This is a genomic window from Hydrogenophaga sp., from assembly GCF_026125785.1.
In the GTDB taxonomy this organism is placed as follows: domain Bacteria; phylum Pseudomonadota; class Gammaproteobacteria; order Burkholderiales; family Burkholderiaceae_C; genus Hydrogenophaga.
Genome location: NZ_JAHCKL010000013.1, coordinates 78635 through 97216 on the forward strand (window position 1 = coordinate 78635; position 18582 = coordinate 97216).

The 18582-nt window shown below is 65.0% G+C and carries 18 protein-coding genes; 10 read left to right on the forward strand and 8 right to left on the reverse strand.

Annotated elements, in window-relative coordinates:
- Positions 1-6 precede the first annotated feature (6 nt).
- On the reverse strand, positions 7-558 hold the full coding sequence (locus KIT53_RS13435; protein ID WP_297753243.1) for an RDD family protein: 552 nt from the start codon (positions 556-558) through the stop codon (positions 7-9).
- A 277-nt stretch (positions 559-835) separates the two neighbouring features.
- Here KIT53_RS13435 and KIT53_RS13440 point away from each other — a divergent pair, with 277 nt between their 5' ends.
- From KIT53_RS13440 to KIT53_RS13470, 7 genes are all read left to right on the forward strand, one after another.
- Positions 836-2611, forward strand: a complete 1776-nt coding sequence (locus tag KIT53_RS13440) for an acetolactate synthase 3 catalytic subunit (RefSeq protein ID WP_297753245.1) — start codon at positions 836-838, stop codon at positions 2609-2611.
- A 153-nt stretch (positions 2612-2764) separates the two neighbouring features.
- Positions 2765-3256, forward strand: coding sequence for an acetolactate synthase small subunit (ilvN, locus tag KIT53_RS13445; protein WP_297753247.1), 492 nt, complete (start codon positions 2765-2767; stop codon positions 3254-3256).
- 71 nt (positions 3257-3327) lie between these two features.
- Positions 3328-4344 carry a ketol-acid reductoisomerase gene (gene ilvC, locus KIT53_RS13450; protein WP_297753249.1) on the forward strand — a complete coding sequence of 339 codons (1017 nt, stop codon included), beginning with the start codon at positions 3328-3330 and terminating at the stop codon, positions 4342-4344.
- Between the two features lie 138 nt (positions 4345-4482).
- Entirely contained in the window at positions 4483-5292 is an 810-nt protein-coding gene (gene pssA / locus KIT53_RS13455; protein ID WP_297753251.1) for a CDP-diacylglycerol--serine O-phosphatidyltransferase, read from the forward strand.
- A 186-nt stretch (positions 5293-5478) separates the two neighbouring features.
- Positions 5479-7164 (forward strand): 2-isopropylmalate synthase, encoded by a 1686-nt coding sequence (gene leuA, locus KIT53_RS13460; RefSeq protein WP_297753253.1) that lies wholly within the window; start codon positions 5479-5481, stop codon positions 7162-7164.
- Between the two features lie 69 nt (positions 7165-7233).
- Positions 7234-8775 carry a 2-isopropylmalate synthase gene (locus tag KIT53_RS13465; protein WP_297753255.1) on the forward strand — a complete coding sequence of 514 codons (1542 nt, stop codon included), beginning with the start codon at positions 7234-7236 and terminating at the stop codon, positions 8773-8775.
- 177 nt (positions 8776-8952) lie between these two features.
- Positions 8953-10161, forward strand: a complete 1209-nt coding sequence (locus KIT53_RS13470; protein ID WP_297753257.1) for a serine hydrolase — start codon at positions 8953-8955, stop codon at positions 10159-10161.
- Positions 10162-10168: 7 nt separating this feature from the next.
- On the opposite strand, the gene KIT53_RS13475 is transcribed toward KIT53_RS13470, so the two are convergent.
- The 7 genes from KIT53_RS13475 to KIT53_RS13505 all read right to left on the reverse strand — a co-directional run bounded on the left by KIT53_RS13475 (position 10169) and on the right by KIT53_RS13505 (position 15411).
- Complete coding sequence (locus tag KIT53_RS13475) at positions 10169-10972, reverse strand: IclR family transcriptional regulator (RefSeq protein ID WP_297753259.1); 804 nt, start codon at positions 10970-10972, stop codon at positions 10169-10171.
- Positions 10973-11049: 77 nt separating this feature from the next.
- Positions 11050-11787: an arginyltransferase gene (locus KIT53_RS13480; protein WP_297753261.1), complete on the reverse strand. Its 738-nt coding sequence runs from the start codon at positions 11785-11787 to the stop codon at positions 11050-11052.
- The gene (gene aat / locus KIT53_RS13485; protein ID WP_297753263.1) at positions 11784-12554 is read right to left on the reverse strand and encodes a leucyl/phenylalanyl-tRNA--protein transferase; all 771 of its coding nucleotides are present in this window, start codon (positions 12552-12554) and stop codon (positions 11784-11786) included. The genes KIT53_RS13480 and aat overlap by 4 nt, the downstream gene beginning before the upstream one ends.
- A gap of 31 nt (positions 12555-12585) precedes the next feature.
- A complete protein-coding gene (locus tag KIT53_RS13490) occupies positions 12586-12939 on the reverse strand; it encodes a VanZ family protein (protein ID WP_297753265.1) in 354 nt (117 codons plus the stop codon).
- Between the two features lie 8 nt (positions 12940-12947).
- Positions 12948-13763, reverse strand: coding sequence for an FCD domain-containing protein (locus KIT53_RS13495; RefSeq protein WP_297753267.1), 816 nt, complete (start codon positions 13761-13763; stop codon positions 12948-12950).
- Positions 13764-13831: 68 nt separating this feature from the next.
- Positions 13832-14236 (reverse strand): Zn-ribbon domain-containing OB-fold protein, encoded by a 405-nt coding sequence (locus tag KIT53_RS13500; protein WP_297753269.1) that lies wholly within the window; start codon positions 14234-14236, stop codon positions 13832-13834.
- 5 nt (positions 14237-14241) lie between these two features.
- Positions 14242-15411: a thiolase domain-containing protein gene (locus KIT53_RS13505; protein WP_297753271.1), complete on the reverse strand. Its 1170-nt coding sequence runs from the start codon at positions 15409-15411 to the stop codon at positions 14242-14244.
- Positions 15412-15580: 169 nt separating this feature from the next.
- On the opposite strand from KIT53_RS13505, the gene KIT53_RS13510 reads away from it, so the two are divergent.
- From KIT53_RS13510 to KIT53_RS13520, 3 genes are read left to right on the forward strand one after another with little or no spacing between them, the layout of a single operon-like run.
- Positions 15581-16354 (forward strand): SDR family NAD(P)-dependent oxidoreductase, encoded by a 774-nt coding sequence (locus tag KIT53_RS13510; RefSeq protein WP_297753273.1) that lies wholly within the window; start codon positions 15581-15583, stop codon positions 16352-16354.
- 48 nt (positions 16355-16402) lie between these two features.
- On the forward strand, positions 16403-17398 hold the full coding sequence (locus tag KIT53_RS13515) for a tripartite tricarboxylate transporter substrate binding protein (RefSeq protein WP_297753275.1): 996 nt from the start codon (positions 16403-16405) through the stop codon (positions 17396-17398).
- 5 nt (positions 17399-17403) lie between these two features.
- The gene (locus KIT53_RS13520; RefSeq protein ID WP_297753277.1) at positions 17404-18576 is read left to right on the forward strand and encodes an acyl-CoA dehydrogenase family protein; all 1173 of its coding nucleotides are present in this window, start codon (positions 17404-17406) and stop codon (positions 18574-18576) included.
- Positions 18577-18582: the final 6 nt, after the last annotated feature.

The window sequence follows — 18582 nt, forward strand, 5'->3', positions numbered from 1 at the left end:
GGTGGATCAGGGCGTGGTGGTGCGAGGAGCGGGGACGGCGACCACGGCGATCAGGCGGGTGCCTGCCAGGGCGTCGTGCAGGAACTGGCGCTGCGGATGGAAGCGCGAGAGCAACGCCCAGACCAGCACCCAGCCGATCAAAAGCACCAGCAACTCGCCGCCAGACGCCCGCAAGGCTCCCGCGAGGGCCAGTGGCGGCAGCAGCCACAACCAGGCCAGCACGTAGCGCCAGAGAGCACGTGGCTGGCTTACGGGCAGGCCCTGCCGGTCCACGATGCGGATCTGCCAGGTTTTCATGGCCAGGGTCTGGCCCTTGTGCCAGAACCAGGTGAAGTAGATGCCAAATACCACGAAGAGGTAGGACTGGCGCAGCAGGCGGTTGTCCAGGCCATGGCGGCTCTGGCTGAGCGAGCTGAAAAGGTAATCCGCCAGGAACACCACGGCGAACATCAGCATGCCTTCATAGAGCCAGCAGGCCATGCGCCGACGAAGCGGCGGCGCCACGAGGTCGGGCGAGGGAAGCGAGGAGGCAGAGGACGGCGCTGACGAAGCGGGCATGGCGCGAAAAAGTGGCGGATAGCCGTGCAAAGTCCGGAATTGTCGCATTGCCGCCCGAAACGACGGTTTTTTTGCATGACCGTCCCGCGCGGACGCGGCAACGCGATGTTGCGGTGCGATAATCCCGGCTGCAATTCAACACAAGGCAAACGGATCAGGGTCCGGCGGGGTATGTGTCCGCCCATGGCCATTGGTCTCAAGTCTCGACACCGCTCCACAAGGGTTGGTCTAGAGGCACCCAAGGTTTTTCGTCAGAGAAATTCTCGAAAGGTTCATCATGGAAATCAGCAAGGCCGAACTGGCCTCGGCTGCCGCCGCTCACGGCGGTGCCACCCAAGAACTCCGCGGCGCGGAAATCCTCGTCAAGTCCCTTCAGGCAGAGGGCGTCAAGTACATCTGGGGCTATCCCGGTGGTGCGGTGCTGCACATCTACGACGCGTTCTACAAGCAGGACACCATTCAGCATGTGCTGGTGCGCCATGAGCAGGCCGCAGTGCATGCGGCGGACGGCTATGCGCGCGCCACCGGCGAAGTCGGCGTGGCGCTCGTGACCTCGGGTCCCGGCCTTACCAATGCCGTGACTGGCATTGCCACCGCCTACATGGACTCCATCCCGATGGTGATCATCTCGGGCCAGGTGCCGACGGCCGCCATTGGCCTGGACGCCTTCCAGGAGTGCGACACCGTCGGCATCACGCGCCCTATCGTCAAGCACAACTTCCTCGTCAAGGATGTGCGGCAGATGGCCGAGGTGCTGAAGAAGGCTTTCCACATCGCCCGTACCGGCCGTCCCGGGCCGGTGGTGGTCGACATTCCCAAGGATGTGTCTTTCAACAAGACTGCCTATCACGGGCACCCGACGTCGGTGGAGATGCGCTCCTACAACCCGGTCCGCAAAGGCCATGGCGGGCAGATCCGCAAGGCGCTGCAACTGCTGCTGTCGGCCAAACGTCCCTACATCTACACCGGCGGCGGCGTGATCCTGGGCGAGGCCACGGGGGAGCTCCGTGCGCTGGTCGACATGCTGGGCTATCCGGTGACCAACACCCTGATGGGCCTGGGCGCCTACCCGGCCTCGGACCGCAAGTTCCTGGGCATGCTGGGCATGCACGGCACCATCGAGGCCAACAACGCCATGCAGAACTGCGATGTGCTGCTGGCGGTCGGTGCGCGGTTCGACGATCGCGTGATCGGCAACCCCAAGCACTTCGCTCAGAACGAGCGCAAGATCATCCACATCGACATCGACCCTTCGAGCATCTCCAAGCGGGTCAAGGTCGACGTGCCTATCGTGGGCGACGTCAAGGACGTTCTCACCGAGTTGATCGGCATGGTGCGCGAAAGCACTTCCAAGCCCGACGCCAAGGCACTGGCGGCCTGGTGGGAGACCATCGAAGGCTGGCGTTCGCGCGACTGCCTGAAGTACGACCGGACCAACCAGGACGTGATCAAGCCGCAGTTCGTGCTGGAGACGCTGTGGAACATGACCAAGGACGCCGACACCTACGTCACGTCCGATGTGGGGCAGCACCAGATGTGGGCCGCGCAGTACTACCGCTTCGATGAGCCGCGCCGCTGGATCAATTCCGGCGGCCTGGGCACCATGGGCGTGGGCATTCCGTATGCGATGGGTATCAAGCTGGCCAAGCCGGACAGCGAGGTCTACTGCGTGACCGGTGAGGGTTCGGTGCAGATGTGCATCCAGGAACTCTCCACCTGCCTGCAGTACAACACGCCGATCAAGATCGTGTCGTTGAACAACCGTTACCTCGGCATGGTGCGGCAGTGGCAGGAGCTTGACTACGAAGGCCGCTACAGCCACAGCTATATGGATGCCCTGCCCAATTTCGTGAAGCTCGCCGAGGCCTATGGCCACGTGGGCATGCTGATCGAGCGTCCGCAGGACGTGGAGCCCGCCCTTCGCGAGGCGCGCAAGCTCAAGGACCGCACCGTGTTCATGGACTTCCGCACCGACCCGACGGAAAACGTGTTCCCCATGGTCCAGGCCGGCAAGGGCATCACCGAGATGCTGCTGGGGTCCGAAGACCTTTGAACATCCGCTGTTGGGCGTTGAGCGTCCGGTACCGAGCGGGAAACACGCTCAACGCCGCACGCTCGACGCTCGACCTCCCCCAGACGAATCTATTGTTCGCCAAGCCCACGCATTACCGTGCGTGGGGGAGGGCGACGAAAAGAGGAATCGCACATGAAACATATCATCGCTGTCCTGCTGGAAAATGAACCCGGCGCCCTGTCCCGCGTGGTGGGGCTCTTCTCTGCCCGCGGCTACAACATCGAGTCGCTCACCGTCGCACCCACCGAGGACCCCAGTCTGTCGCGCATGACGATCCAGACCACGGGTTCGGACGACGTCATCGAGCAGATCACCAAGCACCTCAACCGCCTGATCGAAGTGGTCAAGGTGGTCGACCTCACCGAAGGCTCCTACACCGAGCGCGAGCTCATGATGGTGAAGGTGCGCGCGGTGGGCAAGGAGCGCGAGGAGATGAAGCGCATGGCCGACATTTTCCGTGGCCGCATCATCGACGTGACCGAGAAAAGCTACACCATCGAGCTCACCGGCGACCAGGCCAAGAACGACGCCTTTCTTGAGGCGATCGACCGCGCGGCCATCCTGGAAACCGTGCGCACCGGTGCCAGCGGCATCGGTCGCGGTGAACGCATCCTGCGGGTGTGAGCGACAATCCGCCGTTCACCAGAACAATCCCTTCTCAGACAACCTGAAAAACGCCTTCAACTGGAGCCAACATGAAAGTTTTCTACGACAAAGACTGTGACCTGTCCCTCATCAAGGGCAAGACCGTGGCCATCATCGGCTACGGCAGCCAGGGGCACGCACACGCACAGAACCTCAACGACAGCGGCGTGAAGGTCGTCGTGGGCCTGCGCAAGGGCGGAGCCTCCTGGGACAAGGTCGGCAAGGCGGGCCTGACCGTGATGGAAGTGAATGACGCCGTCAAGGCGGCCGACGTGGTCATGATCCTGTTGCCCGACGAGCAGATCGCCGAGGTGTACCGCAACAACGTCGAGCCCCACATCAAGCAGGGCGGTTCGCTGGCGTTCGCGCACGGCTTCAACGTCCACTACAACCAGGTCGTCCCGCGTGCCGACCTGGATGTGTGGATGGTGGCCCCCAAGGCGCCTGGTCACACCGTGCGCAGCACCTACGCCCAGGGTGGCGGCGTGCCCCACCTCGTGGCCGTGCACCAGGACAAGAGCGGCAAGGCCCGTGATCTGGCCTTGTCTTACGCGATGGCCAATGGTGGCGGCAAGGCCGGCATCATCGAGACCAACTTCAAGGAAGAAACCGAGACCGACCTGTTCGGCGAGCAAGCCGTGCTGTGCGGTGGCGCCGTCGAGCTGATCAAGATGGGTTACGAGACCCTGGTCGAGGCCGGTTACGCCCCTGAAATGGCCTACTTCGAGTGCCTGCACGAGCTCAAGCTGATCGTGGACCTGATCTACGAAGGTGGTATTGCCAACATGAACTACTCGATCTCCAACAACGCGGAGTTCGGCGAATACGTGACCGGCCCCGAAGTCATCAACGAGCAGTCCCGCGCGGCCATGCGCAATGCGCTCAAGCGCATCCAGAATGGCGACTACGCCAAGATGTTCATTCTGGAAGGCCGTACCGGCTACCCGAGCATGACGGCCCGTCGCCGCAACACCGCCGATCACAGCATCGAGGTGGTGGGTGCCCAACTGCGCGCCATGATGCCCTGGATCGCCAAGAACAAGCTGGTCGATCAGACGCGGAACTGACGGAGCAGCCTGCGCTGCTGCCTGCGCTGCTCAGCGCGCTTTGAAGAGGCCACTTCGGTGGCCTTTTTCTTTTGCCCGACTCGCTTACACTGCGGCTTTCAGCAGTGCCGGGCCCGACCGGTGACTCCCAAGACACATATGCACGACGGCACCGACCCCCAGACACCCATCGGCGAGGATCGCCCCCGGCGACCCAAGGGTATCTACATGCTGCCCAACATGATCACACTGGCGGCGCTGTTTGGCGGCTTCTACGCGGTGGTCATGGCCATGAATGGCCGCTACGACCTGGCCACCGTGGGCGTGTTCGTGGCCATGGTGCTGGACAGCCTGGATGGCCGCGTGGCGCGGCTGACCAACACGCAAAGTGCGTTTGGTGAGCAGATGGATTCGCTCTCGGACATGGTGTCCTTCGGTGCTGCTCCCGCGCTCATCGCCTACGAGTGGACCCTGCGCGATCTGGGGCGCTGGGGCTGGATCGCGGCCTTTGTCTACTGCGCCTGTGCGGCGCTTCGCCTGGCCCGTTTCAACGTGAACACCGGTGTGGTGGACAAGCGCTATTTCCAAGGGTTGCCGTCACCTGCGGCAGCGGCGCTGGTGGCGGGCTTCATCTGGCTCATGACCGAGCTTGAGGTGCCGCCCCAGGAGGTCACATGGGTGATGTTCGCCCTCACGCTCTATACAGGGCTGACCATGGTCACCAATGTGCCGTTCTACAGCTTCAAGGATCTGAGCCTGCGCAAGAGCGTGCCTTTTGCTGCAATCGTGCTGGTGGCGCTGGCCATCGCGGTCATCAATATCCACCCGCCTACTGTGCTGTTCGGCTTGTTCGTGATCTATGGCCTTTCCGGTTATGGGCTCTATTTCTGGCGCAAATCCAAAGGCCGTCCTACCAGCGTGATCAGCACCTCCACGGACGAGCCCGACGAACGCGGCCTGCACGACTGAGCGGCCTGCCCGCGCTTTGTGATACATTGCTTCCCCATGTTCCAGATTTCGCTCTCGCTACTACTGGGTGTCCATCACGGGCGGGACTGGTAGCGCGCGAGCGATTTCCTACAAACGGCCCGTTTGCACCCGCAGCGGGCCGTTTTCATTTGGGGCTGCGGGTCCTTCCTCCAACGAAAGACCATCATGTTGAAGCAACCCGCCAGCAAGTACGCCGCCTTCCAGCCTGTGGGCCTGAAAGACCGCACCTGGCCCGATGCGGTGATCACCCGGGCCCCGATCTGGTTGAGCACCGACCTGCGGGACGGCAACCAGGCCCTGATCGAGCCCATGGACGTCGAGCGCAAGCTGCGCCTGTTTGGTCTGCTGGTCAAGATCGGCTTCAAGGAGATCGAGGTCGGCTTTCCCTCGGCTTCACAGACGGAGTTCGATTTCCTGCGCCGGCTGATCGACGAGCGGCTGATTCCCGATGACGTCACCATCCAGGTGCTCACGCAGGCCCGCGAACCGCTGATCCGCCGCACGTTCGAGGCTTTGCAGGGTGCGCCGCGCGCCATCGTTCACCTCTACAACGCGGTGGCACCCGTGATGCGGCGGGTGGTCCTGGGCATGGACGAGGACCAGATCGTCGAGCTCGCCGCCTCTCACGCGCGTCTGTTCAGCGAGCTCGCGGCCCAGCAGCCGGGGACACAATGGACCTTCCAGTACTCCCCCGAAATGTTCTCTGGTACGGAGATGGCTTTTTCCAAGCGTGTCGTCGATGCGGTGACGGCGGTCTGGCAGCCCACACCTGAGCGCAAGTGCATCATCAACCTGCCCTCGACGGTGGAGCACAGCACGCCGAACGTGTTTGCCGACATGATCGAGTGGATGCACCGGCACCTCGCGCGGCGCGACGCCATTGTTCTGTCCGTGCACCCGCACAACGACCGGGGAACCGGCACGGCGGCAGGAGAGCTCGCGCTCATGGCCGGTGCCGAGCGTCTCGAAGGCTGCCTCTTCGGCAATGGCGAGCGCACGGGCAACCTGGATCTCGTCAACGTCGCGCTCAATCTCTACACGCAGGGTGTCTCGCCCGGGCTCGATTTCTCTGATATCGACGACATCCGCCGCACGGTAGAGCACTGCAACCAATTGCCCGTGCATCCGCGCCATCCGTATGTGGGGGATCTGGTCTACACCTCTTTCTCCGGATCCCATCAGGATGCGATCCGCAAGGCCTTCGCGGCGCGGCGCGAAGGCGACGTGTGGAACATTCCCTACCTGCCCATCGACCCCAAGGACCTGGGGCGCAGCTACGAGGCCGTGATCCGCGTGAACAGCCAGTCTGGCAAGGGGGGCATGGCCTATCTGCTGGAGACCGAGTACGGCCTGGAGCTTCCCCGTCGCCTGCAGATCGAGTTCAGCCAGGTGGTGCAGTCGGTGATGGATACCCACGGCAAGGAGTTGTCCGCCGCGGATCTCTGGCAGATCTTTGCCCGCGAGTACGGTCTGGATCAGGTGCAGGCCCCCTTGCATCCGGTCATGGAAGACACCTTGGGGCGAGGCGTGCGCGTGACGGCCCGCGTCCCGCTGTCTGGCGGCGTCGTGTCGATCGATGGTGCCGGCAACGGCCCGATCGATGCATTTGTCAACGGTCTCACGGTGGCCACGGGGCGCACGTTGCGCGTGCTGGATTACCACGAGCACGCGATCGATTCGGGCGCGCATGCCCAGGCTGTGGCCTATGTGGAAATGCTTGTCGACGACAGCCATACCGTGTTTGGCGTCGGCATGGACGCCAACATCGTGTCCGCGTCCTTCAAGGCGATCGTCTCGGGCCTGCAGCGTATGGCGCACAGCCGTCGGACCGACGCGCTTCGGGTATCCTGATGCGCTTTGCGCGTGCAGCCTACAAGAACAGACCAGCGCCTCCACCGACCTCTCCACGGAGCTTTCCCCATGAGCGACAAACTGATCATTTTCGACACCACCTTGCGCGACGGCGAGCAATCGCCCGGCGCCTCCATGACCAAGGACGAAAAGCTGCGCATTGCACGCCAGTTGGAACGCCTGAAGGTGGATGTGATCGAGGCGGGCTTCGCGGCCAGTTCCAATGGCGATTTCGATTGCGTGCAGGCGATTGCCAACACCATCAAGGATTCGACGGTCTGCTCGCTGGCACGTGCCAATGACCGCGACATCGCCAGGGCCGCGGAGGCGCTCAAGGGCGCCAACCGTGCGCGCATCCACACCTTCATTGCCACCAGCGCGCTGCACATGGAAAAGAAGCTGCGCATGACGCCCGAACAGGTGATGGAGCAGGCCATCCAGTCGGTGCGCTTTGCACGCAACCTCGTGGACGACATCGAGTTCAGCCCGGAAGACGGCTACCGCAGCGACGTGGACTTTCTTTGCCGTGTGCTGGAGGCGGTTATCAAGGAGGGGGCGACCACGTTGAACATTCCCGACACGGTGGGCTACGCGGTGCCCGAGCTGTACGGCGAATTCATCCGCACCCTGCGCGAGCGCGTCCCCAACTCCGACAAGGCGGTCTGGTCCGTGCATTGCCACAACGACCTGGGCATGGCGGTGGCGAACTCTCTGGCTGGCGTGAAGATCGGTGGTGCGCGCCAGGTGGAGTGCACCATCAACGGTCTGGGCGAGCGGGCTGGCAATTGCTCGCTGGAGGAGATCGTGATGGCGGTGCGCACGCGCCGGGACTACTTCGGCCTGTCGGTCGGCGTCGATGCGACACAGATCGTGCCGGCCAGCCGCATGGTGAGCCAGACCACGGGCTTCGTGGTCCAGCCCAACAAGGCGGTGGTGGGGGCCAATGCGTTCGCGCATGCCAGCGGCATCCACCAGGATGGCGTGCTCAAGGCGCGCGACACCTACGAGATCATGCGCGCCGAGGATGTGGGCTGGAGTGCGAACAAGATCGTGCTGGGCAAGCTGAGCGGCCGCAATGCTTTCAAGCAGCGCCTGCAGGAGCTGGGCATCGAAATGGCCTCGGAAGGTGAGATCAACACCGCCTTCGCGGCCTTCAAGGAACTGGCCGACCGCAAGAGCGAGATTTTCGACGAGGACATTCTGGCCCTGTGCAGCGATGAGAGCGTGACGCCCGAGAAGGAGCAGTACGGCCTGGTGTCGCTGTCACAGCGCAGCGAAACGGGCGAGCGCCCTCACGCCAGTGTGGTGTTCACAGTCGATGGCAAGGAGTTTCTCGGCGAGAGCGATGGGAACGGTCCGGTGGATGCTTCACTCAAGGCCATTGAGCAACACGTCAAGAGCGGGGCGGAGCTGCTGCTGTATTCGGTGAATGCCATCACCAGTGGCTCGACCGAAAGCCAGGGCGAAGTGACGGTGCGTCTGCAGCACGGTGGCCGCGTGGTCAATGGCGTGGGTGCCGATCCGGACATCGTCGTGGCCTCGGCCAAGGCGTACCTCAGTGCCTTGAACAAGCTGCACAGCAAGGGCGAACGGGTCGCAGCGCAAGGGTAAATTCGTTCTGAATCAAAGACTTGGGAACATGTTGTCGATGAACGCGAAAAATGATGCCAAAAGTACCATCTGTTCTACCGTTCATTGAAGAACATTTTCCAAGCTTTTGATATTGCTAGTTTTTTTGCTGCTGACTATACTTCGCTCCGGCGTGGTTCTTGTTTGCGGAGTGAAGTCATGGTCAAAGCTGTCGGTCGGATCCAGAATGCCCTCCTGGGTGCAACTTTGGTTGCCTGTCTGACATGGCTGGGGGTGCCCCAGGTTGCCCAGGCCGCCAGCAACCAGGGCAAGACCAAGGTCGTCAAGAGCCAGAAGAAGGTTCCGGTGGCCAAGAAGTCCACCCAGCGCGAGAAGGTCGCCCAGCGCAAGGACGTTTCCCGCAAGAGCCCCGTCGCCAGCAAGAGCCGTTCGGGCTCGGCCAAGGTGGCCGCTTCCAGCAAGGCCGGCCAACGCGTCAAGGTGCAGATGGCCGGGGGCAAGGCCACCACCATGCACGCCGTCTCGGTCAAGCGCAAGCCGGAAACCCGCCAGCAGGCATCCGTGGTGCGTGCCGCCATCCAGCACCGTCCCTCGGTGGGTGAATCGCTGGGTCTGCGCGAGAAGGACGACGCGCTCGAATTCAACTCCAGCGTGGCGCTGGTGATTGATCAAGAGACCAACGAGGTGCTGTTCAGCAAGAACGACTCCGCGGTGCTGCCGATCGCTTCGCTCACCAAGCTCATGACCGGACTGGTGATCGCCGATGCCAATCTGGACATGAACGAATCCATCACCATTACCAGCGACGACATCGACACGGTCAAGGGTAGCCGTTCGCGTCTGGCTGTGGGGACCACTCTGAGCCGGGGCGAGATGATGCATCTGGCGCTGATGTCCAGCGAGAACCGCGCGGCCCATGCGCTGGGCCGCACGTACCCGGGTGGCCTGCGCGAGTTCGTGCGGCTGATGAACCAGAAGGCAGCTTCCCTGGGCATGGCCGATACGCACTACGTGGAGCCAACGGGGCTGTCCAGCGACAACCGTTCAAGTGCCCGTGATCTGGCCACTCTGGTCTCGGTGGCCTATGAGCGCCCGATCCTGCGCAACCTCTCGACCTCGCCCGGCTATGAGGTCGATCTGGGACGCCGCACGCTGCAGTACATCAACTCCAACCGCCTGATCCGCAATTCAGACTGGGACATCGGCCTGCAGAAGACCGGCTACATCTCGGAGGCCGGCCGCTGCCTGGTGATGCAGGCCAAGGTGGCGGGGCGCCAACTGATCATGGTGTTCCTGGACTCCGCAGGCAAACTGGCCCGCGTGCAGGATGCCGAGCGCGTGCGCCGCTGGGTGGAGCTGCACAACGGTCCTCGCGCCACCATGGTGCGCCACCAGCCGCAGGGCTGAACGCGGCTCAACGGGCGGCGCTGGCGGGCGCGGGCACCTTGGGGCAGCCCAGGGCCGTGGAGATCTCGGCCGCCGTGGCCTTGAGCTTGGGCAGCCAGCTTTCATCGATGCGATCGGCCGGCGCCGAGATCGACAGCCCCGCGACCAGCTTGCTCTGGTCATCGTAGATGCCCGCGGCCATGCACCGCACACCCAACTCCAGTTCCTCGTTGTCGCGCGCCACGCCGGCCTGGCGGCACTGGGCGAGTTCACGTTCCAGCGTGGCCAGTTGGGTGAGGCTGTTGCGGGTGTTGCCGGCCAGGCCGGTGCGGGTGGCGTAGGCGCGCACTTTGGGCGGTTCGTCATCCGCCAGGAACAGCTTGCCCACGGAAGTCAGGTGCAGTGGTGCGCGCCCTCCAATGGCCCGCACCACCTGCATGCCGGAACGTTCGCTGTACGCCCGCTCCACATAGACGATTTCATCGCCCTGGCGCACGCTGAGGTTCACGGGCTGCTGGATGAGTTTGTGCAACTCGCGCATGGGTTGCAGGGCGGCGTCGCGCACGCTCAGCCGCGCCTTCACGAGGTTGCCCAGTTCCAGCAGGCGCATGCCCAGCCGGTAGCTACCGGCCTCGGGCCGGTCGACGAAACGGCCTATCGTGAGGTCGTTGAGGATGCGGTGGGCGGTGGAGGGATGCAGGCCGGTTTTCTCGCTGATTTCTTTCAGCGAGACCGGCTCTTCGCGAGAGGCCAGCACCTCCAGCAGGTTGAACATGCGTTCGATCACCTGCACGGTGGGGGTGCTGGGGAGGGTTTCGGTGCGTTTGGTCATGGGCGGCAATCGGTTGGCCGCAATTTTACAAGATGAAATTGAAATCCGTGAGGCGGGGCGCAATAGAGCGCCCGAGCTCAGACGGAAGGTGTCCAGCGGCCGTCGATCAGCAGTTCATGCGGCTGGAAACCCGCCTTGTAGTTCATCTTGTTGCTCTCGCCGATCCAGTAGCCAAGGTAGACGTGCGGCAAGCCCAAGGCCCTGGCCTGTTCGATCTGCCAGAGAACGCTGTAGGTGCCGTAGCTCGCCCGGTCCTCGGGTTCGTAGAAGGTGTAGACCGCCGAGAGGCCGTCGTTGAGCACATCGACGATGGACACCATCTTCAGGCGAGGCGGTTGCCCGTTGGTGGCGGGCTCAAGAAATTCGATCAACCGCGAGTTGACGCGACTTTGCAGAAGGAACTGCGTGTACTGGTCGATGCTGTCATGGTCCATGCCGCCGCCCGCATGGCGGCTGTTCTGGTAGCGCAGGTAGAGCTGGTAGTGCTCGGGAATGAAGCACAGCTTGAGCACGCGCGTCTGCAGGTGTCCGTGTCGGGCTTGGGTGCGGCGCTGGCTGCGGCTGGCCTGGAAGCGGTTCACGGGTACGCGCAGCGGGACGCAGGCCTGGCAGCCGTCGCAGTAGGGACGGTAGGTGAACATGCCGCTGCGCCGGAAACCGTGGGTGACCAGGTCGGAGTAGGCGTCGTTGTGGATGAGGTGGCTGGGCGTGGCGACCTGGGAGCGGGCCTGGCGGTCCGGCAGGTAGCTGCACGGGTAGGGCGCCGTGGCATAGAACTGCAGCGCCTGCAGGGGAAGTTCTTTGAGGTGGGTCACGCCAGACGACCGTCATCCTGGAGGAGTGGGGCCCAGTATACGGGGAGGAATTCCCATGCAGGCGCGGGGCGCGGCAGCGCCATGCGGACATGGTCACAGAATTCGGCGCGCGGCATCAGTCGGGCGCCCAGCGAAGCGAGGTGCGCGGTGTCCTGCTGGCAATCGATCAGGGGCACGCCTTGCGCGCGGCTGAAGGCCACCAGTGCGGCCAGAGCGATCTTGGAGGCGTTGCTGCGCCGTGTGAACATGGACTCGCCATAGACCATCTGCCCGAGGTTGATGCAGTACAGCCCACCTGCGAGGTCGCCGTCTATCCAGGTCTCCACGCTGTGTGCCATACCGGTTTCGTGCAGGCGCAGGTAGGCTTCCACCATGGCCGGCAGTATCCAGGTGCCGTTCTGGCCGGCGCGTGGCGTGTAGGCGCAGGCGCGGATGACACGTTCGAAGTCGCTGTCGAAACGCACCTGCAGGCGACCCTCGCGCAGCAAGGACTGGATGGTCTTGCGCAGCGAGCGGTGCAGCCGGAAGGCGGCAGTCTCCAGCACCATACGGGGATCGGTGCTCCACCAGAGGATGGGCTGGCCCGCGCTGTACCAGGGAAAGATGCCGCGTGAGTACGCGGCGATCAGGGTCGGCACGTCCAGCACGCCGCCGGCGGCGAGCAGTCCTGGCGCGGGATCGTTTTCTCCCCAGGCGGTATGGACGGGCGGGAAGGCCTGCCCAGGCTCCAGCCAGGGCAGGGCGCGGGTGGGGGGCGTGTGTGACATGGCCCCTATTGTGCGCAGTGCGGGGCGGGCTTCAAGCCCTGCCGGGCGTGTGGTGGCGCAATGGCCACCAGAGGGCGGCGCCTGCGGCGATGCCCACCGCGTCGGCCAGCCAGTCGCTCCATTCGCCGTAGCGCCAGCCGGTGGCGGCCTGCGCCAGTTCGATGGCGCCGCCCAGCACCAGCAGCCACAGCGCCAGCCGACCGGGCCGCGCCGGGTAGCCCACCAGCCCCCAGAAGGCCAGCCAGGCAAAGCCGCCGGCGTGCTGGGCCTTGTCCCAGATATCGAAGGTCTGGGGCGGCAGCATGTCCACGGGAAGCAGGGAGGCGGTCGTCAGGCCGGCTACGCTGAGCCAGAAGCCGGCCTGGATGAGGCGCAGGAGGAGCATGCGGTGGTTCAAAGAGCGTTTGCGCTGGACGTGTCCACGCGAGGCGCGGTCTTGCTCTCGGATTCGAGGTAGGCCGTGAGGTGCTGCAGGTGCACCCGCAGCGCTTCGCAGGCGCCTTCGGCGTCGCGTGCGCGGATGAGGCGCAGTACCTTGCGCCGCACGGGGATCATGTCCGGGTGGGGGCGTGGGTCGATGCGCAGCAGCAACATGCGCATGACCTCGGAAACCGAATCGACCAGCATCACCATCAGGTCGTTGTGAGTGGCCTGGGCCAGCAGGCGGTAGAAGTGGCCCATGGAGCGCGCGTTGCGCGAGCCATGGCCCTGGCGGAACAGTTCCGCGTGCATCTCGATGTCCGCCTCGATCGCGTCCAGGTCCGCCTCGGTGGCGCGTTCGCAGGCCAGCCGAATGGCGGTGCAGGTGAGTTCGATGCGGGTCTCGGTCACCTGGCCGATGGGCATCTGCGCGAGCGCCACCATGTCGCTCATGGCCTGGGTGATGCCTTGCGACGTACTGGCCCGGATGTAAATGCCCCCATGCGCGCCCATGCGGGACTCCACCACGCCCATGGACTCCAGGCTGCGGATGGCTTCCCTCACCACGCTGCGGCTGACGGCGAGTTGCTCCGCCAGATCCCGCTCGCCGGGCAGGCGGTCACCGGTGCGCAGTTCGCCGCGCGCGACCTGCTGGCGGATCTGCTCGCACACCGCCTCGAAGCCGCGCTGGCTGCGGACCTCGCGCAGGCCCAGCCCCGCGAGGATGTCCGCGTCGGTCGTGACCGGATCGGACAGGGTGGTCGGGGGCGGGGTGCTGGTGCGGCGCATGGAGCAGGCGGAAGCGGACGAGTGGCTGAGCCTGGATGATCGCACAGCGCCCTCAGCGGCCCGCCGCGCTAGGTGGCGGGTCTGAACATGGGCACCTTGTCTCCGCCCTCGGCTTCCTTGAAGCAGAGTTCCACCGGGTCACCAATGCGCAGGCGGTCCAGGTCGCCATCCACGATGTTGGTGAGCATCGCGACGCCTTCCTCCAGTTGGACGTAGGCCAATGCGTACGGGATGGGGCCGACTCGGCGCGCCACGCTCACGCTGTAGATGGTGCCCTTGCCGCTGGCTTGCACCCATTCGGTGTCGCCCAGGCAAAACGGACACAGCGCGCGCGGATAGAAGTGCACCTTGCCGCAGGCGGTGCAGCGCTTGATCCGCAACACGCCTTCGCGCGCGCCCTGCCAATAGGGTTCGGTGGCCGCGTCCTTGACGACCGGCGACAGCGGGCGTTCCTGGTAGTTCGTCTGGCTCATCGTGTTCACTCCCGTTCCATGATCAAGGTCGCGCTGCCGTGGCGCGAGGTCAGCAGGCCACCCGTGCCCTGGGCCAGCGCAAGCCGGCAATCGGGCACCTGGACCTTGGGATGGGCTTCGCCGCGCAACTGGCGCACGGCTTCGATCACCTTGGTGATGCCGCCGCGGTTGGCCGGGTGGTTGTTGCACAGGCCGCCGCCGTCGGTGTTGAAGGGCAGTCGGCCCACGCCGGAGATCAGGTTGCCGTCGGCGACAAAGCGGCCGCCCTGGCCCTTTTCGCAGAAGCCCAGGTCCTCCAGTTGCATGAGCACCGTGATGGTGAAGCTGTCGTAGATCGATGCGTACTGGATGTCCGAGGGCTTGACGCCGGCCTCGGCGAAGGCGATGGGGCCGGAGATGGCGGCGCCCGACCAGGTCAGGTCGATCTGCCCGCCGTTCTGGCCCTTGATGGTTTCGCCTGCGCCCAGGATGTTCACCACCGGACGCTTGAGCGAGCGCGCGATCTCCGGGCGCACGATCACCAGCGCGCCACCACCGTCGCTGACCACGCAGCAGTCCAGTTTGTGCAGCGGGTCGGAAATCATGGGCGAGTTCAGCACGTCCTCCACCGTGACCACGTCGCGCAGCATGGCGTGCGGGTTGTGTTGCGCGTGCGTGGAGGCGGCCACCTTGATCCATGCGAGCTGTTCGCTGGTGGTGCCGTACTCGTGCATGTGGCGGGCCGCGGCGAGGGCGTACATGTTCACTGTGACCGGCGCGTAGGGCATTTCGAAAGCCACGTCCGGCGTGGCCGCCGTCACGTTGCGCGGTTGCACGCCCACGCCGCTGGTCTCGCTGCGCGGCCGGCCAGCCAGTGTGACCAGCGCGACGTCGCACTTGCCCGCTGCGATGGCCTGGGCCGCATGCGCCACATGGATCAGGGGAGCCGAGCCGCCGGTGTCTGTGGTGTCCGTGTGGCGCAGCTTCAGGCCCAGGTAATCGGCCATGCTGAGCGCGCCCAGACCGGGCGCATCGCCGGCGCAGAAGTAGCCGTCGACATCCGACAGCGACAGGCCGGCGTCTTGCAGCGCGCCGCGTGCGCATTCCGCATGCAGTTGGGGGGTGGTCTTGTCCGGGGCCTTGCGGGTGGGGTGCTCCCACGCGCCCGCGATGCAGGCCTTCTTCTTGATCGTCATGGCTGGTGCCTTGCCTTTCCTCGTATGGGTGGATTGCGAACACGCCCCTCGGCTAGGGATTTCCCTTGGTCGAAGGGCGGTCTGGCTGATGTTACCATTGGTCTGACCTTAAAACTAATTGAATTTTCAACCGATCTCAAGAACCGTCAAAAGGACAAGGAACAAGCTCATGACACCTATCGTTTCGCTCCAGGGCCGCACCGTCGTGGTGACCGGCGCCGCGCAAGGCATTGGCAAGGCGATCGCCGAATGGACCATCGAACTGGGCGGCAACGTCGTCGCGGTGGATCTCAATGCCGCCGGGCTGCAGGCGCTGGCCGGCGCGTTGCCGGCCGACCGCGTGATGACCGTCGCCGGCAGCGTGGCCGATGCGGCCCTGGCCGCCAAGACGGTGGAAGACGCCGTGGCCCGCTTCGGCGCGGTGCACGGCCTGGTGAACAACGCCGGCATCATCCGCCCGGCCATGATCGAAAAGATGACCCTGCAGCAGTGGCAGGAGGTCATCGACGTGCACCTCAGTGGCACCTTCTACTGGCTGCAGGCGGTGGGGCGCCACATGGTGGCTCGCGCCCGGGAGGGCGACACCACCGGTGGCTCCATCGTCAACATTTCCTCCGATGCCGGGCGCAAGGGCTCGATCGGGCAGATCAACTACGCGGCGGCCAAGTCCGGCATGTTCGGCGTGACCATGACCGCGGCCAAGGAATGGGGCCGCTACAACGTGCGGACCAACTCCGTCTGCTTCGGCGTGGTGGAAACGCCCATGACCGAGGTGGTGCGCGGCGAGAAATTCCGCGACCAGATGCTCGCGCAGATTCCGTTGGGCCGCTGGTCCACGCCTGAGGAGGTGGTCAAGACGGTGTGCTTCCTGCTGTCTGACGGCTCTTCCTACATCACCGGCCAGCACATTGGCGTCAACGGCGGCTTCCACATCAGCGTGTAAGGCAAAGCGCCCCTGGCCCGATCAGAACAAGCGACACGGAGACAAGCCATGACACCCAAGCACACGCGCCGACGGCGCGGCGCTCTCTTTTCCCTGCTGGCCTCGGCATGCGTGCTGGGGCTGGGCCTGCCGGCCACGGCACAGGAGGTGGCCTTTCCCACCAAGCCCGTGCGGCTGATGCTGGCCACGGCGCCCGGCGGTGCCACCGACATCCTGGCGCGCCTGATGGCCGACAAGCTCAGCGCGGCCTGGGGGCAGCCGGTGCTGGTGGAGCAGCGGGTGGGGGCCAACGGCATGATCGCCGCCTCGGCGCTGGCCAAGGCGCCGCCCGACGGGCACGTGGCCTACCTTTCCATCAGCTCGGTGGTGCAGAACGTGCTGCTGCGGCCCAACCCGGGCTACAAGATGGAAGAGCTGGCCCCCGTCACGCTGGTGGCCACGATTCCCATCGCGTTCGGTGTCAGCAGCACCTTGAACATCCAGTCGGTGGCCGATCTGGTGAAGTACGCCAAGGCCAAGCCCAATGGCATCACCTACGGCACGTCGGGGACCGGCTCGGGCTCGCACCTGGTGGGTGCCGCGCTGGCGGGTGCGGCAGGCTTCCAGGCGACCCACATCCCCTACAAGGGCGAGGTGAGTTCGCTGGCCGATCTGCTCAGCGAGCAGTTGACCGTGGGCTATGGCTCGGCCGGCTTCTATGCCGCGCAGGAAGCCGCAGGCAAGGTCAAGGTGCTGGCGGTCACCGGGCCCAAGCGGGTCGCGCGCTACCCGCACATCCCCACGCTGGCCGAGGCCGGCTACCCAGGGGCCAACCTGCCGGGCTGGTACGGGCTCTTCCTGCCGGCCGGCACGCCCAAGGCGGTGGTGGCCAAGTTCTCCGACGAGGTGCGCCGCATCATCGCCATGCCCGACATGCAGGCCAAGATCCAGGAGGTCGGGTTCGTGTCCGTCGGCAATTCGCCGGAAGAGTTCTCACGCTACATCGCCACTGAAGTGGACACCTGGTCCAGGGTGATCCAGCAGAACAACATCAAGGTGGACTGAGCCCCATGGACTTCCGACTGACACCCGAACAGCAGACCTTTCGTGCCGAGGTGCGCGCCTTCATACAGGAGCGCCTGCCCGACGACATCCGTCAACGCCTGCGCAACGGACACCCCGCCCGCAAGGAGGACGTGGTCCGGTTCCAGCGCATCCTGCACGAGCGTGGCTGGGCCGCGCCCCATTGGCCGAAGAAGTTCGGCGGGGCCGACCTCGGACAGGCCGAGCGGCTGATCCTGCAGGAAGAGATCCAGCGCGCACCGGCTCCCATGCCCGCCATCTTCAATGTGGTCATGCTGGGGCCGCTGCTGCTGCGCTATGGCACCGAGGCGCAGTGCACCCACTTCCTGCCCAAGCTGGCCAACGCCGACCTCTGGTTCTGCCAGGGTTTCTCGGAGCCCGGCTCCGGCTCCGATCTGGCCTCGCTGCGCACCTCCGCGCGGCGCGAGGGCGACGAGTACGTCGTGAACGGCCAGAAGATCTGGACCAGCTCGGCCCACCAGGCCGACTGGATGTTCTGCCTGGTGCGCACCGAGCAGGCCGCGCGCAAACAGGACGGCATCACCTTCCTGCTGATCGACATGAAGACGCCCGGTCTGACGGTGCGTCCTATCGTCTCCATTGACCACGCGCACCACCTCAACGAGGTGTTCTTCGACAACGTGCGCGTGCCCGTGGCCAATCTCGTGGGCGAAGAGGGCAAGGGCTGGGCCTGCGCCAAGTTCCTGCTGGGCAACGAGCGCACCGGCATCGCCAACGTGAGCTACTGCCGCGAACGCCTGGAACATGCGCGCCACCTGGCGCGAACCATCACCCAGGCTGGCCGGCCGCTGGCCGAGGACCCGGTACTGCAGGCCGAGCTGGCCGCACTCGATGCGCAGGTGCGGGCGCTGGAGGTGACCAACTGGCGCATGCTGCTGGCGCCGGGAACGGCGCTGGCCGGCGAATCCTTTGCCTCGGTGCTCAAGCTCAAGGGCACGGAAATCCAGCAGGCGCTGGTGGCGCTGATTGCGCGCCTGGCCGGCCCGACCGGCCTGGAGCGCCGACCCGGCGACGGCCCGGGCAGCGAACACTGGGCCGCGCCGGCGGCACCGCGCTACTTCCAGTCGCGCGCGGCCAGCATCTACGGCGGCTCCAGCGAAATCCAGAAAGACATCCTGGCCAAGGCGGCCCTGGGGTAGGACGGC